Source organism: Streptomyces sp. NPDC000075 (assembly GCF_040301925.1).
Lineage (GTDB): Bacteria > Actinomycetota > Actinomycetes > Streptomycetales > Streptomycetaceae > Streptomyces > Streptomyces polychromogenes.
This window is the reverse complement of the sequence record NZ_JBEPFL010000044.1, coordinates 16,560-42,477: the sequence shown is the minus strand read 5'-3', so window position 1 is coordinate 42,477 and position 25,918 is coordinate 16,560. Positions and strand designations below refer to the sequence as shown.

Here is a 25,918-nt window from a genome sequence, read left to right as displayed (position 1 = left end):
ACGGAGGGCGCCTCCGGCAATCAAGATCGTTTACCACCGGGTGCCGGGCGTGTCGCGGGCGACAGGTGCGAGGATGCACCCGTACGGAACGGCCGGGACGGGAGCCCTGCCTTCCGGCTGACCTGAACGGACGAACCGTCCGTGCCGGGCGGGGGGTTGACCGGGCAGACATGTCCCGCCGCTCCCCCGCCGGGCGCCCCGCACCGCGCACTGCGCTCCGCGCAGAAGGGACCGCTGACGGCGATGCAGATCCGGCTGACCGTCCTCGGGTCGCGCGGCGGCCACCAGGCCGCCGCCGCGCCCGCCGGCTGTGACGTGCTCGTCACCGCGCCCGTCGGGACCGCGCTGGCCGCCGTGGCCTCCGGGCTCGCGGCGACCGTCGGCGGACCCGACACCGGTGGCACGGTGGTGCTGTACGCCGGGTCGCGGCGGCTCGACCTCCAGCGCACGGTGCTGGGCGAGCCCCCGCTGGTCGACGGCGCGGTGCTGACCCTGCACGTCCCGGCCCCGGACGCGGACGCGCCCGGCGACGACGGGCTCGGCGCCCCGCAGCTGCACGTGGTGTCGGGGCCCGACGCGGGCGGGGTGCACCTGCTGCACCCGGGGTCGGTGCGGATCGGGCGCTCGGCGGACGCGGACGTCCCGCTGGACGACCCGGACGTGTCGCGGCTGCACTGCACGGTGACCGTGATGCCGGACGGGCGGGTGGCGGTGGCCGACCTCGGCTCGACGAACGGCACGACGCTGGACGGCGTGGACGTCGGCGTCCGGGCCGTCCCGCTGGCGCCGGGGGCGCTACTGCGGATCGGCGAATCGACGCTCCGCCTGGCCCGGGGGCTCGGCGGGCGCCTGCCCACCACCCCGGACCTGGAGGGCCACCTCGCCCTCCCGGCGACCGGGGCGGGCGCCGCCGGCGGCGGTACGGGTCCGGGCGGGGCGGCCTCCCCCGGGGATACCGGCCGGCCGGCCGGTGGCTCCGGCGGGGCGCGGTCCTTCTCCCACCCCGCCCCTTCCCCCGGTCCCGACCTGCGGCTCCCCCTCGCGGGGGGCTCCGCCCCCGACCCCGTCACGGGGCTCCGCCCCGGTACCCAGGACCCCTACGGCGCCCCCGGCGAGGCACCGCACCCCGGCGCCCCGGGCACGCCCGCACACGGCACGCCCGCACCCGGCACGGCGGCACACCCCGCCCCCGGGGCGCCGGGCCACCCGGTGACGCCCGGCGGGACCCCCGGCGCCTCCGGCGCCACACCCGCACCCGCACCCGGCACGGGAGCACACCCCGCGCCCGCGCCCGACGAGGTCCCCCGCCGTCGCCTCGGCGGGATCGGGGCCTGGGCGCGGAAGTGGGTGCGCGGGGAGGAGGACGAGGTGGCCGCGGGCGAGGTCGTCGAGGTGGCGGAGCCGCCCGTCGTCGCGCCCGATGCCGACGATCCCGCCGTACTGCTGCTCGCCGCGCTCGGGCCCACCGGGCGGCTGTGGTCCCGGGACGCCGGGCACCCCGGGTACCTGGAGGTGGGGCTCGGCGCCGGGAGCCGGGTGGGGCTGCGCGCGAGCGGGTCGCTCGGGGTCGCCGGGCCCCGGGCCCGGCTGATGGGCGTCGCCCGGTCCGTCGTCGCACAGCTCGCCGGCCTGCACTCCCCCGCCCGCCTGGAGATCGTGCTGCTGGCCGCCGACCGCGTCCGGCCCCTCCAGGAGCGCCGCCGCGACTGGGCCTGGCTCGGCTGGCTGCCCCACGTACGCCCCGCGCACGGCCAGGACTGCCGGCTGCTCCTCGCGTACGACCGCGACCAGGCGGCCGCCCGCGTCGCCGAGCTCACCCGCCGGCTGGACGACGGCCCGCTCGGCAGCGGCTGGGCGAGCGCCGGCCCCGAGGCCGTGCGCCGTGCCGCGGACGCCTACGACGGCCCCCGCACCCTCGTGGTCCTCGACGGCGACCCCGACACGGCCGCCCTGCGCGACCTGACCGGCCGGCTGGCCTCCAGCGGCCCCGCCGCCGGCATCCACGTCCTGGCGCTCGCCGAGGCCCCGGCGGCCACCCCCGCCTCCCCGGTGGCCCAGACGTACGAGAGCGCCTGCGCGAGCACCCCCGCCTTCCGGGACTGCGGCGCCGTCGCCCTGCTCAGCGGGGACGTCGCCACCGCCGTACGGACCTTCGCCGTCAGCGGCGGCAGGCCCGTCCCGCCCGGCGCCACCGCCGTCGCGGACGGGGTCTCCGCCGCCTGGGCGGAGCGGTTCGCCCGCGCCCTGGCCCCGCTGCGCGCGGACGCGCCCCCGGCGGACCGGCACGGCGCCCACCGCCCCGCCGCCAGCCTGCCCGCCGCCGCCCGGCTCCTCGACGAGCTGGGGCTGGCCCGCGCCACCCCGGCCTCCCTGATGGCCCGCTGGGCCACCGCCGCCGACCAGGGCCGGGCCGTCGGCGGCCTGGCCGACGTCGTCCTCGGGGCGGGCCGGCGCGGGCCGGTCGGCGCGGAGCTGGTCCACGAGGGCCCGCACCTGCTCGTCGAGGGCCCCGCGGGCAGTGGCCGCACCGAGCTGCTGCGCTCCCTCGCGGCCTCCCTGGCGGCCGGGTCCCGCCCCGACCACCTGGGCCTGCTGCTCCTCGACGGGGCCGGCGGGGAGCGCGGCGAGGGCCTGCTGCCCTGTACGGAGCTCCCGCACGTGTCGGCCCACCTCGTGGCCTCGGACCCGCTGCGGATGCGGGAGTTCGCGCAGGCCCTGGCCACCGAACTCAAGCGCCGGCACGAGCTGCTGGACGGCGTCCCGTTCGCCGACTGGCACGGCCGGCGCGGCCTGTCGGACCGGATGGTCTCGCCCCGCGACCCCGGCCCGGGCGAGCACCGCGGCGACCTCGACCCCCAGCGCACCGGCACCCTGCGGCTGCGGGCCTCCGCGCCGCGCACCGACCCGGCCGCCGGGCCGAGCCCGCTGCCCCGGCTGGTGCTGCTGGTGGACGACTTCGACGCGCTCGTCGCGCCGGCGCTGGGCAGCCCGGGCCGGCCCGCCGCGGGTTCCCTCGTCCGGATCCTGGAGGGCGTGGCCCGTGAGGGCGCCCGGCTCGGGGTGCACCTCGTCACCGCCACCGCCCGCCCGGAGCGCACCGCGGAGACCGAGCCGGCCCGGCGGGCGGCGCTGCGGGTGGAGCTGGACGCCCCGGACCGGCCGGGCCCCGGCCGCGGCCGGCTGCTGTACGCCGACGGGCGGGCCGTCCCGTTCCAGGCGGGCCGGGTCACCGGTCGTATCCCGCGCACCGCGACCCTGAGGCCCACCGTGGTCCCGGTGGAGTGGGAGCGGATGGGCGATCCGCCGGCCCGCCGCCCGGTGCGCGAGCTCGGCAACGGCCCGACCGACCTCGCCCTCCTGGCCAGCGCCCTCGACCGGGCCTCACACCTGGTCTCGGCCACACCGGTGCTCTTCCCCGCGGCACCCTGACGCCGCGCCGCTCCCCCGCGACGCGGTATTGCGGGGGTGCGCGGCGCGGCGTAGACCTGGTGGCACGGAGCACACCACGGTCACTCGGCATCGGGGGCGCCAGCATGCGCGGACGGTACGGACGGCAGGGATCGAGCCAGACGAGAGCGCGGACGGGAGCGCGGACGAGAGCGCGGACGAGGACCCGGGCCTGGGCGGCCCTCATCGCGGCGGGCGCGCTCGCGCTGACCGCCTGCGGCGGTGACGGCGACGCCACCCGGGGCGGCCCGTCCACGGGTCCGGAGCAGAAGGGCCCCACGGTCCAGTTACCGAAGCTCCCCGGCGAGAAGCTGGAGGTCTCGGCGGTCTGGACGGGCCCCGAGCAGGCCAACTTCGCCAAGGTGCTGAAGGAGTTCGAGAAGCGGACGGGCGCGACGGTGGCCTTCGTCCCGGCCCAGGACCCCATCGTCACCTTCCTCGGAACGAAGATCGCGGGCGGTCAGCCGCCGGACGTGGCGCTGCTCCCGCAGGTCGGGGCGCTGGTGGCGGCGGTACGGAACAAGTGGGCGCAGCCGGCGGGCCCGGAGGCCACGGCGCAGCTGGAGGCGAACTACTCGCCGGGCTGGCGGCAGCTGGGGGCGGTCGAGGGGACCCAGTACGGCGTCTACTACAAGGCGGCCAACAAGTCGCTGGTCTGGTACAACGCGAAGGCCTTCGAGGCGGCGGGGGTCAAGCCGCCGAAGACCTGGAAGGAGCTCATCGCCGCGGCGGACACCCTCTCGGCCTCCGGTACCCCGGCGGTGTCGGTGGCGGGCGCGGACGGCTGGACGCTGACGGACTGGTTCGAGAACGTCTACCTCTCGCAGGCGGGTCCGGAGAAGTACGACCGGCTGGCGAAGCACGAGATCAAGTGGACGGACGACAGCGTGAAGGAGGCGCTGACCACCCTGGGCGAGCTGTTCGGCCGCAAGGACTTCCTGGCGGGCGGCACCAGTGGGGCGCTGGCCACGGAGTTCCCGAAGTCGGTGACGCAGACGTTCACCGGGGGCGAGCGGCCGGCGGCGGCGATGGTCTTCGAGGGCGACTTCGTGGGGGTGAACATCGCACAGACGGAGGCGAAGGTCGGCGAGGACGCCCTGGTCTTCCCCTTCCCGGCGGTCGGCGCGAAGGCGCCGGTGGTGTCGGGCGGTGACGTGGCGGTGGCGCTGAAGCCGTCGAAGGGGGCGCAGGCCCTGCTGACGTTCCTGGCGTCGGCGGACGCGGCGCGGATCCAGGCCGGGCAGGGCGGTTTCGTCTCCCCGAACAAGGCGGTGGACCTCGCCGCGTATCCGAACGACATCCAGCGGGGCATCGCGAAGGCGCTGATCGCGGCGGGGGACGACTTCCGCTTCGACATGTCGGACCAGGCGCCGGCGGCGTTCGGGGCGACTCCGGGGACGGGTGAGTGGAAGGCGCTCCAGGACTTCCTGGCGAACCCGTCGGACGTGGCGGGGACGCAGGCGAGGCTGGAGGCGGACGCGGCCAAGGCGTTCGGGAACTAGCGGTGACCTCGACGAGAGGGGCGGGCCGGGGCACCCCGGCCCGCCGGGCGGCCGCGCGGCGGCGGCTGGTCGCGGCGGCGTTCCTGCTGCCGGCGCTGGTCCTGCTGGGGGCGCTGGTGGTGCAGCCCATCGGGTTCTCCCTCTACCGCAGCCTCTTCGACCGTTCCGGGGACGCGTTCGTCGGCGCCGCCAACTACGAGGCGATCGTGCGCGATCCGGCGATCCGCACGGCCCTGCGCAACACGGCGGTGTGGGTGGCGGTGGCCCCGGCCGTGGCGACCGCCCTGGGCCTGGTCTTCGCGGTGCTGACGGAACGGGTGCGCTGGGGGACGGCGTTCAAGCTGCTGGTCTTCATGCCGATGGCGATCTCGATGCTGGCGGCGGGGATCATCTTCCGGCTGGTGTACGACCACGATCCGCAGCGGGGCGTGGCCAACGCGGTGGCGGTGGGGGTGCACGACACCTTCGCCGCGTCCTCGGCGTTCCCGAAGGCCCGCCCGGGCCGGGACTCCCCGCTGGAGCCGGCCGGGGGCGGTGCCTTCGTGACGCGCGAGCCCGTACGGGCCGGGGTGCCGGTGCTGCTGCCGCTGGTCGGGGTGGCGCCGGAGGCCCTGCCGGAGGGGGCGCGTACGGCGGTGGGCGCGCGGGCGGTGCCGGGGAAGGTGACGGGCACGGTCTGGCAGGACTTCACGCGGGGCGGGGCCGGCGCGGTGAACGTGGTCGACCCGACGGAGACGGGCCTGTCGGGGATGCGGATCGAGGCGGTGCGGGGCGGCCGGACGGTGGCGACGGCCACGGCCGGGGCGGACGGCACGTTCACCCTGCCGGCGTCGGCGGACGGCGCGCTGCTGCGGCTGCCGGCGTCGAACTTCCGGGAGGCGTACGCGGGGGTGGAGTGGCTGGGGCCGGTGCTGGTGACCCCGGCGGTGATCGGGGCCTACGTGTGGATGTGGGCCGGGTTCGCGATGGTGCTGATCGGGGCGGGGCTGGCGGCCGTGCCGAGGGAGTTGCTGGAGGCGGCCCGGGTGGACGGGGCGGGCGAGTGGCAGGTGTTCCGGCGGATCACGGTGCCGCTGCTGGCTCCGGTGCTGGTGGTGGTGCTGGTGACCCTCGTCATCAACGTGATGAAGGTCTTCGACCTGGTCTTCGTGATCGCGCCGGGGGCGGTGCAGGACGACGCGAACGTGCTCGCGCTCCAGCTGTACCGGACGTCCTTCGGTACGGACGCCGACCAGGGGCTGGGCAGTGCCATCGCGGTCCTGCTGCTGGTGCTGGTGGTGCCGGTGATGCTGCTGAATATCCGCCGGATGCGGAAGGAGGCCAGGCGATGAGCGTCGTGCGGCGTATCGCGGGCGGCGTGCTGCTGCGCGTCTTCCTGGTGCTGGCCGCGGTGTTCTGGCTGGTGCCCACCCTCGGCCTGCTGGTCTCCTCCTTCCTGTCCCCGGGCGAGCTGAACCGGGGCGGCTGGTGGCGGGCGCTCACCGCGCCCTCGCGCCTGACGGCGTCCAACTACGCGCATCTGCTGGCGAACGACACGATCACCGGCTCCCTGCTGAGCACGGTCGCGATCGCCGTCCCGGCGACCCTGCTGGTCCTGACGCTGGGCGCGCTCGCCGGATACGCCTTCGCCTGGCTGGAGTTCCCGGGCCGGGACTGGCTGTTCCTGGTCGTGGTGGGGCTGCTGGTGGTGCCGGTACAGGTGGCGCTGATCCCGGTCTCCGAACTGTTCGGTGCCGTCGGCCTGTTCGAGACGACGGCCGGGGTGGTGCTGTTCCACACCGCGTTCGGGCTGCCCTTCGCGGTGTTCCTGCTGCGGAACTTCTTCGCGGAGATCCCGCGCGAGCTGCTGGAGGCGGCGCGGCTGGACGGGGCCGGCGAACTGCGCCTGTTCGCACGGGTGGTGCTGCCGCTGGGCGGTCCGGCGATCGCCTCGCTCGGCATCTTCCAGTTCCTGTGGGTGTGGAACGACATGCTGGTCGCGCTGGTCTTCGCCGACTCGGCGCACCCGCCGGTGACGGTGGCGCTCCAGCAGCAGGTGCGGCAGTTCGGGAACAACATCGACGTGCTGGCGCCCGGCGCGTTCCTGTCGATGGTCGTGCCGTTGCTCGTCTTCTTCGCCTTCCAGCGGCAGTTCGTCACGGGGGTGATGGCCGGAGCGGTCAAATAGCCCGGAAACCCCTCGTGATCATGGCATTGACGTGGTGTGTTGACGCTGGGTAACCCGAATGCCGCAGGGTGCGTAACCCGATCGCCGCGCGCGCGTTGCCGGGAAATATGCCCGCGCCGACCCCTGGATGTGCCGTGCCCCGGTTCAGCGTCATCGTGCCCGCGTACAAGGTTCAGGCGTACCTCCAGGAGAGCCTGGACTCGGTCCTGTCGCAGTCGTACCCGGATCTTGAGCTGATCGCGGTCGACGACGCCTCCCCGGACGCCTGCGGTTCGATCATCGACGAGTACGCGGCCCGGGACCCCCGGGTCACCGCCGTGCACCTGGCGCACAACCTCGGCCTGGGCCCGGCCCGCAACGCGGGCCTGGCCCGGGCCACCGGCGACTACCTGGTCTTCCTGGACGGGGACGACACCCTCGCCCCGGGCGCCCTCCAGGCGATCACCGACCGGCTCAAGGCCACCGGCTCCCCCGACGTCCTCGTCTACGACTACGCCCGCTCCTTCTGGACCGGCGAGCTGGTTCGCAACCGCCTCGCGCACCGGCTCTCCGAGGAGGGCCCGGCCAGCTTCCGGCTCGCCGACCGCCCGGCCCTGCTCGGCATGCTGATGGTGGTGTGGAACAAGGCGTACCGCCGCGAGTACGTGGAGCGCGAGGGCCTCGAATTCCCGCCCGGCCTCTACGAGGACACCCCCTGGACCTATCCGGCGCTGCTGGCCGCCGAGTCCGTGGCCGTCCTGGACCGGGTCTGCGTGCACTACCGCCAGCGCCGGACCGGCTCGATCCTCACCACCACCAGCCGCCGCCACCTCGACGTCTTCGACCAGTACGACCGGGTCTTCGGCTACCTCGCGGGCCGCCCCGAACTGGAGCGCTGGCGCCCGGCCGTGCACCGGCGGATGGCCGAGCACTTCTGCGCCCTGTACGCCGACCCCCGCCGCCTCCCGCGCTCCGGCCGCGCCGAGTTCTTCGCCCGCGCCTCCGGCCTGCTGCGCCGCTACCGCACCCCGGGCGGCGCCGGGGCGCTGCCGCTGTCGCTGAGCCGCACCGACCGGCTGCGGCACACCCTGATGCGGCTGGGGGCCCGGCGCACCTACCGGCTGGCCTCGGCGGCCCGGGCGGCGGCGCTGGCCACCGCGCGGGCGGGTTCGGCCCTGTGGCGGGGGCTGCGCGAGAGCGCCCTGCGCCTGCACTACCGGATCCAGCGGCTGCTGCCGCTGCGGCCCGAGCTCGCGGTGTTCTCCGCGTACTGGCACGGCGGGTACGCCTGCAACCCGGCCGCCGTCGAGGCCAAGCTGCGCGAACTGGCCCCGCGCATGCGCACGGCGTGGATCTGCGATCCCCGGCACGCGGCGACCCTGCCGCCCGAGACGACCCCGCTGAAGCCGGGCTCGGCCGCGTACTGGACGGCCCTGGCCCGGGCGACGTACCTGACGACGAACGTCAACTTCGACCGGGCCCTGGTCAAGCGGCCGGGCCAGGTCCTGCTCCAGACCCAGCACGGCACCCCCCTCAAGCGGGTCGGCCTCGATCTCCAGGACCGTCCGGCGGCCACCCCCACCACGGACTTCGAGGGCCTGCTGCGCGGCGCCGACCAGTGGGACTTCCTGCTGTCCTCGAACCGGCACTCCACCCTGGTGTGGGAGAGGGCCGTCCCCGCCTCCTACACCACCCTCGAATACGGCTACCCGCGCAACGACCCCTTCCACCGGGCCACCCAGGCCGAGGTGGTGGCCCTGCGCGAGCGCCTCGGCATCGCCCCGGGCACCACCGTGATCCTGTACGCCCCCACCCACCGCGACTACCGGCGCAGCCGGCCCGAGCACCTGGACTTCGAGCGGGTCCTGCGGGACCTGGGCCCGCGCTTCACGATCCTGGCCCGCACCCACCTGACATACGCGGGCACCGAACCGTCCCGGGAGGCGCACCCGAGGCTGCTGGACGTCTCCGGCCACCCCTCGGTGGAGGAGCTCTGCCTGGCCTCGGACGCGCTGGTCACCGACTACTCCTCCCTGATGTTCGACTACGCGTCCCTGGACCGGCCGATCGTGATCCACGCGGACGACTGGGAGGCGTACGAGGCCGCCCGGGGCACCTACTTCGACCTGCGGACCTGCCCGCCCGGGGCGATCGCCCGGACCGAGGACGAACTGGTGGACATCTTCAGCACCGGGCACTGGCAGGGCTCCCGCTCGGCGCAGCTGCGCGCCGCGTTCCGCGCGCGCTTCTGCACGTACGACGACGGGTTCGCGGCCGAACGCGTGGTGCGCCGCGTGTTCCTGGGGCAGCAGACGCCGCTGCCGGCGGTGATCCCGCCGGAGGACCGCCACCCCGCGCCGCCGGCCCCGTCCCCGGCGGCGGCCCCGGCCCGCACGCCGCTGACGGCGGGCCTGTGGCCGTAGAGCGGGGCGTCAGCGCAGGGTGAGCGGGGTCTCGGACAGGACGTGGGTCAGCTTCTCGGGGTTGCGGACGTAGTAGAGGCCGGTGACGAGGCCATCCTCGATCCGCATCGCCATGATCCCGTCGAGCTCGCCGTCCAGGTACGCGATGAGTGCCGGGCTGCCGTTGACCACGGTCGGGGCGAGGGAGAGCGGGAGCTTGTTCTTGCCGATCCCCCCGAACAGGAAGCGGGTGACCTTCTCGGCGCCGCCGACCGGGCGCAGCGCGGCCTGCTTGAGGCCGCCGCCGTCGCCGATCAGGACCACGTCGGGGGCGAGGACGTCGAGGAGGGCCTGCGGGTCGCCGGTCTCGACGGCGCGCAGGAAGGACTCGACGGCCGCCGAGGCCGCGCTGCGGGGAACGGCCTGGCGCGGGCGGCGGGCGTCGACGTGCTTGCGGGCGCGGTGGGCGATCTGGCGTACGGCGGCGGGGGTCTTGTCGACGGCGGCGGCGATCTCCTCGTAGCCGAAGTCGAAGGCCTCGCGCAGGACGAAGACGGCGCGCTCGGTGGGTGAGAGGGTTTCGAGGACGAGCATCATCGCCATCGAGACGCTCTCGGCGAGTTCGGCGTCCTCGGCCACGTCGGGGCTGGTGAGCAGCGGCTCGGGCAGCCACTGGCCGACGTAGGACTCCTTGCGGCGCTGGAGGCTGCGCAGCCGGTTGAGGGCCTGGCGGGTGGTGATCCGGACCAGGTAGGCGCGCTGTTCGCGGACCTGGGTGAGGTCGACGGCGACCCAGCGCAGCCAGGTCTCCTGGAGGACGTCCTCGGCGTCGGCGGCGGAGCCGAGCATCTCGTAGGCGACGGTGAAGAGCAGGTTGCGGTGGGCGACGAAGGCCTCGGTCGCGGGGTCGGTGGTCTCGGTGCTCATGTCTGGGTCTCCTTCACAGCCGGCCGGCCGGTGTCCTCGGTCGTGTGCCCACCGGAAGATCATCTTGTACGGGGGGTCGTGCCGCCAGTGCCGTGTCCGGCCGGACCGGCCGTGAAGCACCGTGTTCAGGCGGCCTGTTCAACGGTCGCCGGCGCTTCGGCGCGCCCGGCGGCCAGGAGCTTTTGGCGGGTGGCCCCCGAGATCCGGTGCATCTTGTACCCGCCGGGTTCGTGCGCCTCTTCCGACAGGTGCTTGAGGATGCCCTTGCAGACGAACTCCTTCAGCTTGGCGCCGAGGCGTCCGTCGACGTGGAACCACACGGCGTCATCGGCCTTGCTCGCGAACTGGAAGATGCCCTCGCGCCGGCCCAGGCTGATGCACTGCCCCGCGAAGGCCTGGCTGAGGTTCCCGGGCCGCTCGCCCGCGATCCGGCTCAGGACGGTGTCCGCGGCCCGCGCGCCCAGGGGGATCGCGGCCTGGCAGCTCATCCGCGCCGGCAGGTTCGAGGGAGCCGCCGAGTCCCCGGCCGCCACGATGCGTTCGTCGTCCACGCTGGTCAGGGTCTCGTCCGTGAGCAGGCGGCCCAGGGCGTCGGTGCGCAGCCCGCTGCGCACGGCCAGGTCCGGCACGCCGAAGCCCACGCTCCAGACGGTGACCGTGCTGGGCAGCTCGCGGCCGTCGGCCAGGCGCACGGCGCCGGCGGTCACCTCCGCCACCCGGGTGCCGGGGCCTTCCAGCACGCTCACCCCGAGCGCCGCCAGCCGCCGGGTCACCGCGCGCCGGCCGTGGGGGTGGAGGTAGGGGCCGAGGGCCCCGCCGCACACCAGGGTGACGGCCCGGCCCTCCTCGGCCAGCTCGGCGGCCGTCTCGATGCCGGTCGGGCCGCCGCCGACCACGACCACCGGGGCCTGCGCGGGCGCGGCCTCCAGGACCGGGCGCAGCCGCCGCGCCTCCTCGAAGGTGGCCAGCGGGTAGGCGTACTCGGCGGCCCCGGGCACGCTCGGGTCGGCGCTGCCGCTGCCGACGGCGTAGACCAGGTAGTCGTAGCCGGCGGTGGCGCCCGAGGCCAGCTCCACGGCCCGCCCGGCCGCGTCGATGCGGGTCACGCTGTCGACGACCAGCCGGACGCCCTGGGCCAGCACCTCGCGGTACTCCACCACCGCCGGGTCGGTGCCGCCCGCCAGCTGGTGGAGGCGGACGCGGTGGACGAAGTCCGGGCGGGGGTTGACCAGGGTGACGGTCACGTCGCCGCGCAGGGTCAGGCGGTTGGCCGCCATGACGCCCGCGTAGCCGCCGCCGATGACGAGGACTTCGGTGCTCTTGCCGCTCATGGTCTCTCCTCCGGTTCCAGGGGGTTCGACCACAGGACACCGGGGGCCCGCGCACTGTGACGCGATGTGGCCCGGATCACATCCGGGGGGTCAGCCGGCTTTCAGTCCGGCCACCACCGAGCGGGCGAGTTCGTCGAGGTAGGACCCCGGTACGGAGTCCCCCACGACGACCTGCCGCCAGTACAGGGGGCCGACCGCCAGGTCCAGGGCCCGCTCGGGGGAGGCCTGCTTCTCCAGCTCGCCGCGCGCGACGGCCTCCGCGACGATCCCCTCGGCGAGGCGGCGCTGGCCGCCGAGCAGGGCCCCGCGCACCGCGTCGGCCAACTCGGGGTTCCGCGCGGACTCCACCAGCAGGTCGGGGATGACAGCCGAGGCCACCGGGTGGCGCAGGACGTGCGTCATGACCTCCAGCAGGGCCCGTACGTCCCCGTAGAGGGAGCCGGTGGCGGGGACGGGCAGGCCGTCGGCGGCGAAGACGCCGATCAGGTCGAGGACCAGGTGGAGCTTGGACTTCCAGCGCCGGTAGACGGCCGTCTTGCCGACGCCGGCCCGCCGGGCGATGCCCTCGATGGACATCCGGGCGAAGCCCGCCTCCGCCAGCTCCGCGAGCACCGCCGCGCGGATCGCCTCCGTGACGTCCTCGCGCAGGACGGCCGCGCCGGCGGGGGCGCGGCGGGCCGGGGCGGGGGCGGGGGTGGAGGCCGGGGCGGCGGCAGGCTCGTTGGTCATGGACAGAGCATAGCCGCGCACGACGCCACAAACCCGTCACGACGATACGGTTGCGTTCCGACCCTGAGCGCCCTAACCTCGCCGTAGCGACGATACGGACCCGTCCCGTCGTACGCTGCCTCCCCGGACTCCGTCCGAGGACCCCCACAGGCGCCCCCGGCGACGCCCCGACCCGGCGAAAGCGAAGCCCGTGACCCGAGCGACCACCGCGCCCCCCGCCACCCCGGCCCCCGTCACCCCGGCGGAACTGGCGGCGGCCCACGGCCTGACCCTCAGCGGCGCCCGCCCCTCCCTGCCCAGCTACGTCGCGCAGCTGTGGGCCCGGCGCCACTTCGTGATCGCGTACGCCACCGCCCGCATGCAGGCCACGTACAGCACGGCCAAGCTCGGCCAGGTCTGGCACCTGATGACCCCGCTGCTGAACGCCGCCGTCTACTACTTCATCTTCGGCATCGTCATGCACGCCAGCCACGGCGTACCCGACTACCTGCCGTTCCTGATCACGGGCGTCTTCGTCTGGGACTTCATCGGCAGCTCCATCAACACCGGCACCCGCGCCGTCCACAGCAACCTCGGCCTGGTCCGCGCCCTGCACTTCCCCCGCGCGAGCCTCCCCCTGTCCTCGGTGGTCCAGCTCTTCCAGCAGCTGCTCGTCACCATGGGCGCCCTGGTCATCCTGCTGCTGGCCTTCGGCCAGATGCCCTCCCCGACCTGGCTGCTCGCCGCCCCGGCCCTCTTCCTGATGGCCGTCTTCTGCGCCGGCTGCGCCATGGTCATGGCCCGCATCGGCAGCAAAAACCCCGACGTCAGCCAGCTGATGCCGTTCGTCCTGCGCACCTGGATGTACTCCTCGGGCGTCATGTGGTCCATCGACGCCATGCTGCGCTCGGACCACCTGCCGCACTGGGTCACGATGATGCTCAAGCTCAACCCCGCGGCCGTCTACATCGACCTGATGCGCTTCGCGCTGATCGACAGCTTCAGGGCCTCGCAGCTCCCCCACCACGTCTGGCTGATCGCCGCGGGCTGGGCCCTGCTCGCCGGCGTCGGCGGATTCGTCTACTTCTGGAAGGCAGAGGAGGAGTACGGCCGTGGCTGACACCCTCACCCGCACCACCGGCACCGCCGCCCCCACCGACACCCGCGTCCCCACCGTCATCGCCGACGGGGTCCACGTCGTCTACAAGGTGCACGCCGGCGGCCGCAAGGGCGGCGCCACCGCCGCCCTCAGCCGGATCTTCTCCCGCAAGCCCGCCCCCGGCGTCCGCGAGGTCCACGCCGTCCGCGGCGTCAGCTTCACCGCCTACAAGGGCGAGGCCATCGGCCTCATCGGCACCAACGGCTCGGGCAAGTCCACCCTCCTCAAGGCCATCGCCGGCCTCCAGCCGGTGGCCCGCGGCGCCGTCTACTCGCACGGCCAGCCCTCCCTCCTCGGAGTGAACGCCGCCCTGATGAACGACCTCACCGGCGAACGGAACGTGGTCCTCGGCGGCCTCGCGATGGGCATGACCCGACAGCAGATCCGCGAGCGCTACCAGGACATCGTCGACTTCTCCGGCATCAACGAGAAGGGCGACTTCATCTCCCTGCCCATGCGGACCTACTCCTCCGGCATGGGCGCCCGGCTGCGGTTCTCCATCGCCGCCGCCAAGGACCACGACGTCCTGATGATCGACGAGGCCCTCGCCACCGGCGACGCCGCCTTCCAGCGCCGCAGCCAGACCCGCATCGAGGAACTCCGCGCCCGCGCCGGCACCGTCTTTCTCGTCAGCCACTCCATCGGCACCGTCCGCGAGACCTGCGACCGCGCGATCTGGCTGGAGTCGGGCGTCATCCGCATGGACGGCCCCTCCCGGGAGGTCTGCGACGCCTACGAGGCCTTCACCCGCGGCTGACACACCCCGCACCCACCGAACGGGCCGGGCCCGGAACCCCCTCAGGGGTTCCGGGCCCGGCCCGCGTCCGTCAGCCGCTACCCGCTCAGCCGTGCACCCGCAGCAGCGAACGCATCGTGCGCATCGCCACCGACAGGTTCGCCAGGTCGAAGTCGTCCGAACCCCGGATCTCCTCCAGGGTCGTCCGCGCCCGGGCGAGCAGCGCCGCGTTCTTCTCCTCCCACGCCTTGTAGCGCTCCTCGGGAGTCGCGTCCGCGTCGCCCACCGACAGCACGTCGGCGGTCAGCGCCGCGTGCGCCGCGAACAGGTCCTCGCGGATCGACGCACGGGCCATCGACTGCCAGCGGTCCGAACGCGGCAGCTCGATGATCCGGTCCATCAGCTGCGTGATGTCCAGCCGGTCCGCGAGGTCGTAGTACACCTCGGCGACGGCCAGCGGGTCCACGCCCGTCCGGTCGGCGGTCGCGACGATGTCCAGCGTCGGGAAGGCCGAGGAGAACCCGGCCACCTTCGCCGCGAGCTCCGAGGGCACGCCCTCGGAGGTCAGCTCGTCCATCACCGACTGGTACCACTCCAGGTCCGCGCCGCGCACCAGCTTCGGCAGCTCGGCCCAGACCTGCGCCACCCGCGCGCCGAACAGCTCGACCGTCTCGGTGATCTGCAGCGGCTGCGGCCGGTTGTTCAGCAGCCAGCGCGTACCGCGCTCCACCAGACGCCGCGAGTGCAGCCGCACCCGGGTCTGGACGTCGGCCGCGACCTTGTTGTCCAGCGCCTCGACCTCGTCCCACACCTGGGCCAGGCCGAAGATCTCACGGGCCGACAACTGCGCCCGGACGATCTCCTCCAGCGAAGCCCCGGTCTCCTCCCGCAGACGGTGCAGGAAGGTCGAACCACCGGTGTTGACGGTGTCGTTGACCAGCAGCGTCGTGATGATCTCCCGGCGCAGCGCGTGCCCGTCGACCTGCTCCGGGAACTTCGCCACCAGCGCGCCCGGGAAGTAGGCGTGCAGCAGACGGCGCAGGTACGGGTCGTCGGGGAGCTGCGTGTGGATGAGCTCGTCAGCCACCGTGATCTTGGTGTAGGCGAAGAGGACGGCCAGCTCCGGCTGGGTCAGACCGCGGCCGGTGTTCAGCAGCTCGCGGATCTGCCGGTCGTTGGGCAGGAACTCCAGCTGACGGTCCAGCTGGCCGTCACGGCCCAGCCGGCGCATGAAGCGCTGCTGCGCGTGCAGCAGGCTCGACGCCTGGGCGGAACCGTTGGCCAGGGCCACGTTCTGCGCGTAGTTGTTGCGCAGAACCAGGCGGCCGACCTCGTCCGTCATCTCGGCGAGCAGCTTGTTGCGCTGCTTGACCGTCATGTCGCCCTCGGTGACCAGCGCGTTGAGCAGGATCTTGATGTTCACCTCGTGGTCCGAGGTGTCCACGCCCGCGCTGTTGTCGATGGCGTCGGTGTTGACCTTGCCACCCTCGCCGCCGGCGCCGCTGCGGGCGAACTCGATCCGGCCCAGCTGCGTCAGACCCAGGTTGCCGCCCTCACCGATGACCTTGGCGCGGACGTCGGCGCCGTTGACGCGGATGGCGTCGTTGGCCTTGTCGCCGACGTCGGCGTGCGTCTCGGCCGTCGCCTTGACGTACGTACCGATGCCGCCGTTCCACAGCAGGTCCACCGGGGACTTCAGGATCGCCTGCATCAGGTCGGCCGGGGTCATCTTGGTGACGCCCGCCTCGATACCGAGGGCCGCCCGCATCTGCGCGTTGACCGGGATGGCCTTCGCGGTACGCGGGTGGATGCCGCCGCCCGCCGACAGCAGCGCGGTGTCGTAGTCCGCCCACGAGGAACGCGGCAGCTCGAACAGGCGCCGGCGCTCCGCGTACGAGGTGGCCGCGTCCGGGGTCGGGTCGATGAAGATGTGCCGGTGGTCGAAGGCGGCGACCAGGCGGATGTGCTCCGAGAGCAGCATGCCGTTGCCGAAGACGTCACCGGACATGTCGCCGACGCCGACGACCGTGAAGTCCTCGGTCTGGGTGTCGTGGCCCAGCTCGCGGAAGTGCCGCTTGACGGACTCCCAGGCACCGCGGGCCGTGATGCCCATGCCCTTGTGGTCGTAGCCGGCGCTGCCGCCCGAGGCGAACGCGTCGCCCAGCCAGAACCCGTACGACTCGGCGACCCCGTTGGCGATGTCGGAGAACGTCGCCGTGCCCTTGTCGGCCGCGACCACCAGGTAGGTGTCGTCGCCGTCGTGGCGGACCACGCCCTTGGGCGGGACGACCTCGCCCGCGACCATGTTGTCGGTGATGTCGAGCAGCGCCGAGATGAAGATCTTGTAGGACGCGATGCCCTCGGCGAGCCATGCGTCACGGTCCACCGACGGGTCCGGCAGGTTCTTCGCGACGAAGCCGCCCTTGGCGCCGACCGGCACGATGACGGTGTTCTTGACCATCTGCGCCTTGACCAGGCCGAGGATCTCCGTACGGAAGTCCTCGCGCCGGTCGGACCAGCGCAGACCGCCTCGGGCGACCTTGCCGAAGCGCAGGTGGACGCCCTCGACGCGCGGGGAGTACACCCAGATCTCGAACGCCGGGCGCGGGGCCGGCAGGTCCGGGATGGCCTGCGGGTCGAACTTCATCGACACGTAGGAGTGCTGCTCGCCCGCGTCGTTCAGCTGGAAGAAGTTCGTCCGCAGCGTGGCCTTGATCAGTGTCAGGAACGCCCGCAGGATGCGGTCCTCGTCGAGCGAGGCGACCTGGTCCAGGGCCCCGTCCAGCTCCTCCAGCATGGCGTCGACGAGCTCGGTGCCGGCGGCCTGGCGGCCCGGCGACATCCGCGCCTCGAAGAGGGAGACCAGCAGCCGGGTGGTGTGGACGTTGTTGCGGAGGGTGTCCTCCATGTAGTCCTGGCTGAAGGTGGAGCCGGCCTGGCGCATGTACTTGGCGTACGCGCGCAGGACCACGGCCTGCCGCCAGGTGAGCCCGGCGCCCAGGACGAGGGTGTTGAAGTTGTCGTTCTCCGCCTCGCCGGTCCACACGGCCGCGAAGGCCTCCTGGAACCGCTCACGGGCGTCGTCGCCCAGGTAGGAGTCGCCGTTGCCGGTGGACAGCGGCATCCGCAGGCCGAAGTCGTAGATCCAGGCGCTCACCCGGTCGCTGCGGCGCAGCTCGTACGGGCGCTCGTCGGTGACCTCGACGCCCAGGCGCTGGAGGACCGGCAGCACGGCGGACAGGGAGACCTGCTCGCCCTCGCGGTAGATCTTGAAGCGGCGCTCGCCCGGGCCCGCGCCGACGGGCTCGTACAGCGAGAGCGCGAACTCGCGGTCGCTGGCGGACAGCCGCTCCAGGTGGCACAGGTCGGACACGGCCATGCGCGGCGTGTGGTCGGCCTTGTAGCCCTCGGGGAAGGAGCCGCTGTACTTGCGCAGCAGCTCGGCGGCGCGCTCCTCGCCCAGCTCGGCGGTCAGCGCCTCGCCGAAGCCGTCGGCCCAGGAGCGGGCGGCCTCCACCAGGCGGGTCTCGACGCGCTCGACGTCGGCGTCGGTCAGCGCGGGCAGCTGGGTGCCCTGCGGGACGCGGACGACGAAGTGGATGCGGGAGAGGATCGACTCGGTGTTCCAGGCGGTGAAGTCGACGCTGGTGCCGCCGAGCTCCTCCTTCAGGATGTCCATCAGGCGCAGCCGGACGCCGGTGGTGAACCGGTCGCGCGGCAGGTAGACGAGCGCCGAGTAGTAGCGGCCGTACTCGTCCTGGCGCAGGTAGAGCCGCAGCCGGCGGCGTTCCTGGAGGTACAGGACGGAGGTGGCGATCTCGCGGAGCTTGTCGACCGGGGTCTGGAACAGCTCGTCGCGCGGGTAGGTCTCCAGGATCTGGAGCAGGTCGCGGCCGTCGTGGCTGGACGGCGAGAAGCCGGCGCCCTCCAGGACCTCGGCGACCTTGCGGCGGATCACCGGGACGCGGCGCACGGACTCGGTGTACGCGGCGGAGGAGAACAGACCGAGGAAGCGGCGCTCGCCGACGACGTTGCCCTCGGCGTCGAACTTCTTGACGCCGACGTAGTCGAGGTACGAGGGGCGGTGCACGGTGGCTCGGCTGTTGGCCTTCGTCAGCACCAGCAGCTCGTGCTCGCGGGCCTTGGCGCGGGCGTCGGCCGGCAGCCGGTTGAAGGACGGCGAGACGGGGTGCGCGTCCTCCTGGCCGTGGTGGACCGGGTCGGAACGCAGGATGCCCAGGCCGGTGCCGGGGACGGCCGCGAGGGCGTCGCCGTCGACCAGGTTGTACTCGCGGAAGCCGATGAAGGTGAAGTGGTCGTCGGCCAGCCAGCGCAGCAGCTCGCGGGCCTCCTCCAGCTCGTACTCGCGCAGGTCCGGCGCGGTCGGCTCGTTCGGCAGCTCGTCGGCGATGCGCAGCGCGGCGTCGCGCATCTTCTCCCAGTCCTCGACGGACTCACGGACGTCGGACAGGACGCGCAGCAGGTCACCGGTGATCTGCTTGAGGTCGGCCTTGTCGGTCTCGCGGTCGATCTCGACGTGGATCCAGGACTCGACGAGGGAGTCGTGGGGGCGGGCGGTCTTGGGACCGTGGGCGTCGCAGTCGGGACCGAGGATCTCGATCAGCTTGCCGGTGACGTCACGGCGCACGACGACCTGCGGGTGGATCACGACGTGGATGCCGCGGCCCTGGCGGGACAGCTCGTTGGTGACCGAGTCCACCAGGAACGGCATGTCGTCGGTGACGACCTCGACGACCGAGTGGCTGGAGGTCCAGCCGTTCTCCTCGACCGTGGGAGTGTGCACGCGCACGTTCGCGGTGCCCTGCGGCCTGTTCTCGGCCAGCCGGTAGTGGGAGAGCGCCGCGCCGAACACGTCGACCGGGTCGCGGTCCGCGAGGTCCTCGGGGGCCGTGTGCAGGTAGTAGCGCTGGAGGTACGCGAGCGTCGCGCCCTGCCCGGGGTGCTCCCCCTGCTCGGACCCAGTCGGAAGTAGCCCCCCGGCCGGGCTGTTCTCAGCTACCCGTGCCGCCCGCGCGAGCAGCTCGGCCTTTGCTTCGTCCAGCTTGGTCTGCATGTCCTCTGGCTCCTGTCGCGCGCCATTGCGTGACGTAGGGGAAGGAAGGAATGACAAAGCGCCGGACGGAGAGCCCATCCGGATCCGGTCGCGACGCCATGTCGTCGGGAGAGCCGCCCGGGAACGCTTCGACCGTGATCGACAGGTCCCGGCGGCCAGGATCAGCGAAGGCCCGGGCACGAACGTGCGCCGGGCGCGGGCCGGGGGCGTCAGTGCCCCCGAGGACTATCGCGCTGATCACGGGTACTAGGCTATCTCGCCCCACCCCCAGGTCGTCATTCACTGCATCTGTACAAATCCCGGGGCAAAACCTGGACACTCTGGCCAGCGACGTGGCCGCCGCGACGTGCGGGGGTGACTATCCGGCCAGCTCACGGGCGGTGGCGACGGCCTCGGCGAGGCTGTCGACCACGGGCACGCCCGCCGACTCCAGACTGGCCCGGCTGTGCGAACCGCCCGTGTACAGCACGGCGCGCGCGCCCACGTGGGCGGCGGCCAGCGCATCGTCCACGGCGTCGCCGACGAGGACCGTACGGGAAGCCGTCACGCCGGCCGCCTCCATGGCCGCCATATGGCGTACGAGGTGCCCCGCCTTGGAGGTGTGCGAGGGCCCGGTACGGCCGTCCACACGAAGGAAGTGCACGTCGATGCGGTGTTCGCGGACCAGGGGCACGAGCTTCTCGTGGGGTGCCAGCGACAGCAGGGACTGGGTGAACCCGTCCTCCTGCCAGCCCCGCAGCAGCTCCCGCGCCCCCTCGGCGAGGCCGGAATCAGCGGCGGCCGCCCAGTAGTGGCGGTGGAAGGCCTCGTCCATGACCACCCACTCCTCATCGGTGGGCAGCCGACCCATCAGCCGCTCGTAGAACTTCGGCACGGGCACCACGTACAGGTCGCGGTACCTCTCCAGGGTGATCGGCGGAAAACCGAGCTCCGCGAAGGAGGCGTTGGTCGCGACGATGACCGCGTCGATGTCGTGCAGCAGGGTCCCGTTCCAGTCCCACACGATGTGGGCCCCACCCGCGCTCACCCGGATCTCCGCACTCATCCCAGCAGCCCCGGGATCTCCTGCACGCCGAACCACAGCAGTTCGTGGTCCTCGGCCCCGTCGACGGTGAACCGCGCGTCGTCGTCCCCGGCGTCGGCGGCCGCGAGGGCCCCGGCGGCGGCGGTGACGTCCTGCTCGGCGTCCTCGGCGTCCACGTGCACGGCGGCGGCCCGGGTGAGCCGCACGGCGGCGCCGAGCGTCACCTGCCCGAGGGTGGCCTCGTCCACGCCCGGGGACGCGACGGCGGCCTTGTCCTCCACGTCGACGGCGACGACGACCCGCTTGCGCGGGGCGGCGGCGTCCTCGGCCAGCATCCGCAGCGAGGCGGCGGCGGCGCGGCCCAGGGCCGCGTACTCCAGCTCCTCGATGTCGTCGGAGACGTACCACTCCCGCAGCCCGGGGGTCACTGCGTACCCGCGGAGCGGGGCGGGCCCCAGCTCACCGGCCTTGTGCGCCTCGGCGAGCCCGGGGAGTGTCAGGGGGACGTACACGCGCATGGCCGGCTGCTTTCGGTAGTCGGAAAACCCCCTCAGGATACGACCGCGCCGGGCGGACTCCCCCAGAGCCGGGGTCCCCGGATCTCCACGGCGGCACACCGCCAGCGCAGATCGGCCCCCTGCTCCAGCCGGAAGGCCATCGCGGACACCCGCTCCCCTGCCGCGACCCGCGCGAAGGCCTCGATCACCCCGGGCCCGGGGTGGAACCGCCCGCAGTGCCGCAGCACGGGCCGCATCCGGTCGCGCAGCGGCCCGCTGGGCGCGAGCGCCACCAACTGGTCGTACGCCTCCCCGACGGTCAGCCCGAGCAGCGAATGCACGGGCCGCTGCCCACTGACGACGGCGAGGATCCGCTGGGCGAACCAGTCATGCGGCCCGCCCCGCCGCGGCACCCCACCCACCCGGACCTGCGCGGGCACCCCACCACCCCGCACCCCCCGCCCCTGCGCCGGCACCACCCCGGCCCGCGCCGGCACCACCCCGGCCCCTGCCCCGGGCCCGGCCCCGCCCCCGGGCCGCCGCTGGTCCCGCCGCCCGGCGGGCCGGCCCCGCCCGGCCCCACCGGCGGCCCTGCCGCGACTGCCCTCTCCCCCGACGATCCCGCGCGCGGTGGTGTCCATGCCGTTCCCCCGATCAGACCGAGCCCGGCGGTACCAGGCGGTAACTTGATGCGGGTTTTCTACGACCCCCGAACACGCTCCGCAACCACCGGCCGGCCCCCCACCACCCCCGCCCGAGGTTCACCTATCCGAGGCGCCACCCCCGTCCCCCAAGCCCCGAAAAACCCCCCACAAGCCCCCTGAGTAGACGCCCAGCCCCCACCCCACCCGCCCCCGATAGGGGACGCCCCCCTCACCCACCCGGCCCCCACACCACCCCACCACCCCCCTCACTCTCCGCACACGAAACCCGGGGCAGGGGGCCGGGAGGGCGGGACTTGGGCTGGGCGGTCTCAGGGAGGGTTGGGGGTTTCCCGTCAGTCTCATCGTCCTTCCGCGTCGGGCCGCCCTGTCAAGGGCGCTCCCTTCGGTCGCGTCGCTTCGCGATGTCGCTGCGCTCCACCCTTGACAGACCGTCCCGCCACGAAAAGCCGAAGACTGCCGGGAACCCCCCAAAGGAACGGGACGGACCGGAGATGGACATACGGCGGCATCAGCGACCAGCAGGGCGGTCGGGACACGGCAGACCGGGCATCCGGGCCGCTGTCGGGGGCAATCGGCGCCACCTCACGCATCAGATCGCTACGCGCTCCTCATCGCTTAGCGTCCGGCGGCCGTCTGGGGCCGCTACCTGCACGAACGGCCGATGAGATGGGCATCGGGGCCGCTGGTCGCGTCAGATCGCTACGCGCTGCCCATTCCTCGGCGGCCATCGGCCGTCTTGGGCTGGTACCGGCACCACAGGCCAACCCGCAGAGCATCCCGGCCCAGGACGGCGGCAAGCCGCCGAGAAAAGAGAAGCGCGTAGCGATCTGCGGCGCCGATCCGCTCCGCATGGGGTCCTGATCGGCATTTCGTGCGGGTAGCGGCCCCAGACGGCCGGCGGACGCCGAAATGGGAGGAGCGCGTAGCGATCTGATGCGTGGGCTGGCATCGATTGCACCTCATGGGGGCCGGATGTGTGGTCTGCCGGCCCCCGGCCTGCCCGGCTGATCCCTGACACGGCCGCATGCCCCATGAACGTCCGTCCCGTTCCTTTGGGGGTTTCCCGGCAGTCTTCGTTTTTCCGTGGCGGGACTGTCTGTCAAGGGTGGCCGAAGGCCATCGCGCAGCGACGCGACGAAGGAGCGCCCTTGACAGGCCGGCCCGCCACGGAAGGACGATGAGACTGACGGGAAAGCCCCAACCCTTCCCTGAGACCGCCCAGGTCAGACCCCCACAACCCCCCGTCCCGGCCGGCCGATCAGCACCGCCCTGCCGGCCCCCGCCCCCCACCCACCGCCCCGCACCCCGGGAGGCGGGTGGGCAGCCACCGCCCCGCCCCCGGCCCCTCGCGGGGGAAAAAGCCCGCCCCCACCGCACCCCGTACAACCCCAACCGGCCCGCCCCCGACACCCTGAAGGTGTCCGGGACGGGCCGGTCCGGGCCGATCCGGTGCGTGTACGCGCGCGGGTTACTTCTTCCGGCGCCGGCCGCCCGACGCCTTCTGCGCCTTGCGCCGCTCCGCGCGCGTCAGGCCGTCGCCGTCGCCGCCGCCGTTGGCGTCGTCGAAGTCGCCCTCGACCACGCCGCCCTCGCCGTCCACCGTCGGGGCGGAGAAGTGCAGGCGGTCCGGGCGCTGCGGGGCGTCCAGGCCCTTGGCGCGGATCTCCGGGCGCGCCGACGGCACCGGCTCCTTCGTCAGCGACGGCGCCGCCGAGGCCTGCACCGGGACCTCCTCGACCTGCTGCTCGACCTGGACCTCCAGGTTGAACAGGTAGCCGACGGACTCCTCCTTGATGCCCTCCATCATGGCGTTGAACATGTCGAAGCCCTCGCGCTGGTACTCGACCAGCGGGTCCTTCTGGGCCATCGCGCGCAGGCCGATGCCCTCCTGGAGGTAGTCCATCTCGTAGAGGTGCTCGCGCCACTTGCGGTCCAGCACCGACAGCACCACGCGCCGCTCCAGCTCGCGCATGACGTCGGCGCCCAGCGCCGCCTCGCGGGCCCCGTACTGCTCGTGGATGTCGTCCTTCACGGACTCCGCGATGAACTCGGCGGTGATGCCCGCGCGGTCGCCGGCGGCCTCCTCCAGCTCCTCGACCGTCACCTTGATCGGGTAGAGCTGCTTGAAGGCGCCCCACAGCCGGTCCAGGTCCCACTCCTCGGCGAAGCCCTCGACCGTCTCGGCGGCGATGTACGCGTCGATGGTGTCGTCCATGAAGAAGCGCACCTGCTCGTGCAGGTCCTCGCCCTCCAGGACGCGGCGGCGCTCGCCGTAGATGACCTCGCGCTGGCTGTTGAGGACCTCGTCGTACTTCAGGACGTTCTTACGGGTCTCGAAGTTCTGGGTCTCGACCTGCGACTGGGCCGACGCGATCGCCCGCGTCACCATCTTGTTCTCGATCGGGACGTCGTCCGGCACGTTGGCCATGGCCATGACGCGCTCGACCATCTGGGCCTTGAACAGGCGCATCAGGTCGTCGCCCAGCGACAGGTAGAAGCGGGACTCGCCGGGGTCGCCCTGGCGGCCGGAGCGGCCGCGCAGCTGGTTGTCGATACGGCGCGACTCGTGCCGCTCGGTGCCCAGCACGTACAGCCCGCCGAGCTCCTTGACCTCCTCGAACTCCGCCTTCACGGCCGCCTCGGCCCTGGCGAGCGCGTCGGGCAGGGCGTGCGCCCACTCCTCGATGTGCTCCTCCGGGTCGAGGCCGCGCTGGCGCAGCTCCGCCTCGGCGAGGTCGTCCGGGTTGCCGCCGAGCTTGATGTCGGTACCGCGGCCGGCCATGTTCGTGGCGACGGTGACGGCGCCGCGGCGGCCGGCCTGCGCGACGATGACGGCCTCGCGCTCGTGCTGCTTGGCGTTGAGCACCTCGTGCGGGATGCCGCGCTTGGAGAGCTGCTGGGAGAGGTACTCGGACTTCTCGACCGACGTCGTACCGACGAGGATCGGCTGGCCCTTCTCGTGCTTCTCCGCGATGTCGTCGACGACGGCGGCGAACTTGGCGACCTCGGTGCGGTAGATGAGGTCGGGCTGGTCCTTGCGCTGCATGGCGCGGTTCGTCGGGATCGGGACGACGCCGAGCTTGTAGATCTGGTGGAACTCGGCGGCCTCGGTCATGGCCGTACCGGTCATACCGGACAGCTTGGTGTAGAGGCGGAAGAAGTTCTGGAGGGTGATCGTGGCGAGGGTCTGGTTCTCGTCCTTGATGTCCACCCCTTCCTTCGCCTCGATCGCCTGGTGCATGCCCTCGTTGTAGCGGCGGCCGGCGAGGATACGGCCGGTGTGCTCGTCGACGATCATGACCTCGCCGTCGATGACGACGTAGTCCTTGTCCTTCTTGAACAGTTCCTTCGCCTTGATGGCGTTGTTCAGGTAGCCGACGAGCGGGGTGTTCACCGACTCGTAGAGGTTGTCGATGCCGAGCCAGTCCTCGACCTTGGCGACACCGGCCTCGTGGATGCCGACGGTGCGCTTCTTCTCGTCGACCTCGTAGTCGCCGGTCTCCTCGATGCCCTTGAGCGGGTTGCCGGCCTCGCCCTTGGTCAGGCGCGTGACCAGCTTGGCGAAGTCCGCGTACCACTTCGTGGCCTGGTCGGCCGGGCCGGAGATGATCAGCGGGGTACGGGCCTCGTCGACGAGGATGGAGTCGACCTCGTCGACCACGGCGAAGTTGTGGCCGCGCTGGACGAGCTCGTCCTGCGACCAGGCCATGTTGTCGCGCAGGTAGTCGAAGCCGAACTCGTTGTTCGTGCCGTACGTGATGTCGCAGGCGTACTGCTCGCGGCGCTGGGCGGGCGACATGTTCGCCAGGATGCAGCCGACCTCCAGGCCGAGGAACTTGTGCACCCGGCCCATCAGCTCGGAGTCGCGCTCGGCGAGGTAGTCGTTGACCGTGATCAGGTGGACGCCCAGACCCGACAGGGCGTTCAGGTAGGCGGGGAGGGTACCGACGAGGGTCTTGCCCTCACCGGTCTTCATCTCGGCGACGTACCCGAGGTGCAGCGCGGCGCCGCCCATGATCTGGACGTCGTAGTGCCGCTGGCCCAGGACGCGCTTCGCGGCCTCGCGGACCGTCGCGAAGGCCTCGGGGAGCAGGTCGTCGAGGCTCTCGCCGTCCTGGTAGCGCTGCTTGTACTCGTCCGTGAGGGCCCGCAACTCGGCGTCGGAGAGGTTGACGAAGTCCTCTTCGATGGAGTTGACCTGGTCCGCGATGCGGTGCAGTTTGCGCAGGATCTTGCCTTCGCCTGCACGCATGAGCTTGGTGAGGACGGACACTGAGGCTGGTCTCCTTGCCGGTCGGGC

Annotated in this window: 15 protein-coding genes; 7 read left to right on the top strand and 8 right to left on the bottom strand. The window is 73.1% G+C overall.

Going from position 1 to position 25,918, the window contains the following annotated elements; translation table 11 throughout:
• Window positions 1-243 precede the first annotated feature (243 nt).
• From ABT403_RS34515 to ABT403_RS34495, 5 genes are all read left to right on the top strand, one after another.
• Window positions 244-3,429 (top strand): FtsK/SpoIIIE domain-containing protein, encoded by a 3,186-nt coding sequence (locus ABT403_RS34515; protein WP_344155651.1) that lies wholly within the window; start codon window positions 244-246, stop codon window positions 3,427-3,429.
• Window positions 3,430-3,533: 104 nt separating this feature from the next.
• Window positions 3,534-4,949: an ABC transporter substrate-binding protein gene (locus ABT403_RS34510; protein ID WP_344155559.1), complete on the top strand. Its 1,416-nt coding sequence runs from the start codon at window positions 3,534-3,536 to the stop codon at window positions 4,947-4,949.
• A gap of 2 nt (window positions 4,950-4,951) precedes the next feature.
• Complete coding sequence (locus ABT403_RS34505; RefSeq protein WP_344155562.1) at window positions 4,952-6,280, top strand: carbohydrate ABC transporter permease; 1,329 nt, start codon at window positions 4,952-4,954, stop codon at window positions 6,278-6,280.
• Entirely contained in the window at window positions 6,277-7,116 is an 840-nt protein-coding gene (locus tag ABT403_RS34500) for a carbohydrate ABC transporter permease (protein WP_344155565.1), read from the top strand. Before ABT403_RS34505 ends, ABT403_RS34500 begins: the two co-directional genes overlap by 4 nt.
• A 134-nt stretch (window positions 7,117-7,250) precedes the next feature.
• On the top strand, window positions 7,251-9,518 hold the full coding sequence (locus tag ABT403_RS34495; protein WP_344155568.1) for a bifunctional glycosyltransferase/CDP-glycerol:glycerophosphate glycerophosphotransferase: 2,268 nt from the start codon (window positions 7,251-7,253) through the stop codon (window positions 9,516-9,518).
• A gap of 9 nt (window positions 9,519-9,527) precedes the next feature.
• Here the strand turns inward: ABT403_RS34495 and ABT403_RS34490 are convergent, their stop codons facing one another.
• The 3 genes from ABT403_RS34490 to ABT403_RS34480 all read right to left on the bottom strand — a co-directional run bounded on the left by ABT403_RS34490 (window position 9,528) and on the right by ABT403_RS34480 (window position 12,484).
• A complete protein-coding gene (locus tag ABT403_RS34490; RefSeq protein ID WP_344155571.1) occupies window positions 9,528-10,424 on the bottom strand; it encodes an RNA polymerase sigma-70 factor in 897 nt (298 codons plus the stop codon).
• Between the two features lie 125 nt (window positions 10,425-10,549).
• Window positions 10,550-11,755 carry an NAD(P)/FAD-dependent oxidoreductase gene (locus ABT403_RS34485; RefSeq protein WP_344155574.1) on the bottom strand — a complete coding sequence of 402 codons (1,206 nt, stop codon included), beginning with the start codon at window positions 11,753-11,755 and terminating at the stop codon, window positions 10,550-10,552.
• Between the two features lie 90 nt (window positions 11,756-11,845).
• Window positions 11,846-12,484 (bottom strand): TetR/AcrR family transcriptional regulator, encoded by a 639-nt coding sequence (locus ABT403_RS34480; RefSeq protein ID WP_344155577.1) that lies wholly within the window; start codon window positions 12,482-12,484, stop codon window positions 11,846-11,848.
• A gap of 190 nt (window positions 12,485-12,674) precedes the next feature.
• Here ABT403_RS34480 and ABT403_RS34475 point away from each other — a divergent pair, with 190 nt between their 5' ends.
• Both ABT403_RS34475 and ABT403_RS34470 read left to right on the top strand, forming a co-directional pair.
• Window positions 12,675-13,583, top strand: coding sequence for an ABC transporter permease (locus ABT403_RS34475; protein WP_344155580.1), 909 nt, complete (start codon window positions 12,675-12,677; stop codon window positions 13,581-13,583).
• Window positions 13,576-14,379 (top strand): ABC transporter ATP-binding protein, encoded by an 804-nt coding sequence (locus tag ABT403_RS34470; protein WP_344155583.1) that lies wholly within the window; start codon window positions 13,576-13,578, stop codon window positions 14,377-14,379. Before ABT403_RS34475 ends, ABT403_RS34470 begins: the two co-directional genes overlap by 8 nt.
• An 85-nt stretch (window positions 14,380-14,464) precedes the next feature.
• Here ABT403_RS34470 and ABT403_RS34465 read toward each other — a convergent pair whose 3' ends face one another.
• The 5 genes from ABT403_RS34465 to secA form a co-directional block, all read right to left on the bottom strand.
• The gene (locus ABT403_RS34465) at window positions 14,465-19,432 is read right to left on the bottom strand and encodes an NAD-glutamate dehydrogenase (protein WP_344155586.1); all 4,968 of its coding nucleotides are present in this window, start codon (window positions 19,430-19,432) and stop codon (window positions 14,465-14,467) included.
• A gap of 358 nt (window positions 19,433-19,790) precedes the next feature.
• Window positions 19,791-20,459: an HAD family hydrolase gene (locus ABT403_RS34460; protein WP_344155589.1), complete on the bottom strand. Its 669-nt coding sequence runs from the start codon at window positions 20,457-20,459 to the stop codon at window positions 19,791-19,793.
• A 14-nt stretch (window positions 20,460-20,473) separates the two neighbouring features.
• Window positions 20,474-20,974 (bottom strand): DUF6912 family protein, encoded by a 501-nt coding sequence (locus ABT403_RS34455; protein WP_344155592.1) that lies wholly within the window; start codon window positions 20,972-20,974, stop codon window positions 20,474-20,476.
• A gap of 32 nt (window positions 20,975-21,006) precedes the next feature.
• Complete coding sequence (locus tag ABT403_RS34450; RefSeq protein WP_425580147.1) at window positions 21,007-21,594, bottom strand: Rv3235 family protein; 588 nt, start codon at window positions 21,592-21,594, stop codon at window positions 21,007-21,009.
• 1,492 nt (window positions 21,595-23,086) lie between these two features.
• A complete protein-coding gene (secA, locus tag ABT403_RS34445; protein ID WP_344155598.1) occupies window positions 23,087-25,891 on the bottom strand; it encodes a preprotein translocase subunit SecA in 2,805 nt (934 codons plus the stop codon).
• Window positions 25,892-25,918 lie beyond the last annotated feature (27 nt).

Bases quoted from the DNA above. Each gene is read 5' to 3' on its own strand.
- ABT403_RS34510 (WP_344155559.1), top strand. From the start codon at position 3,534: ATGCGCGGACGGTACGGACGGCAGGGATCGAGCCAGACGAGAGCGCGG.
- ABT403_RS34515 (WP_344155651.1), top strand. From the start codon at position 244: ATGCAGATCCGGCTGACCGTCCTCGGGTCGCGCGGCGGCCACCAGGCC.
- ABT403_RS34500 (WP_344155565.1), top strand. From the start codon at position 6,277: ATGAGCGTCGTGCGGCGTATCGCGGGCGGCGTGCTGCTGCGCGTCTTC.
- ABT403_RS34490 (WP_344155571.1), bottom strand. From the start codon at position 10,424: ATGAGCACCGAGACCACCGACCCCGCGACCGAGGCCTTCGTCGCCCAC.
- ABT403_RS34450 (WP_425580147.1), bottom strand. From the start codon at position 21,594: ATGGACACCACCGCGCGCGGGATCGTCGGGGGAGAGGGCAGTCGCGGC.
- ABT403_RS34480 (WP_344155577.1), bottom strand. From the start codon at position 12,484: ATGACCAACGAGCCTGCCGCCGCCCCGGCCTCCACCCCCGCCCCCGCC.
- ABT403_RS34485 (WP_344155574.1), bottom strand. From the start codon at position 11,755: ATGAGCGGCAAGAGCACCGAAGTCCTCGTCATCGGCGGCGGCTACGCG.
- ABT403_RS34465 (WP_344155586.1), bottom strand. From the start codon at position 19,432: ATGCAGACCAAGCTGGACGAAGCAAAGGCCGAGCTGCTCGCGCGGGCG.
- ABT403_RS34455 (WP_344155592.1), bottom strand. From the start codon at position 20,974: ATGCGCGTGTACGTCCCCCTGACACTCCCCGGGCTCGCCGAGGCGCAC.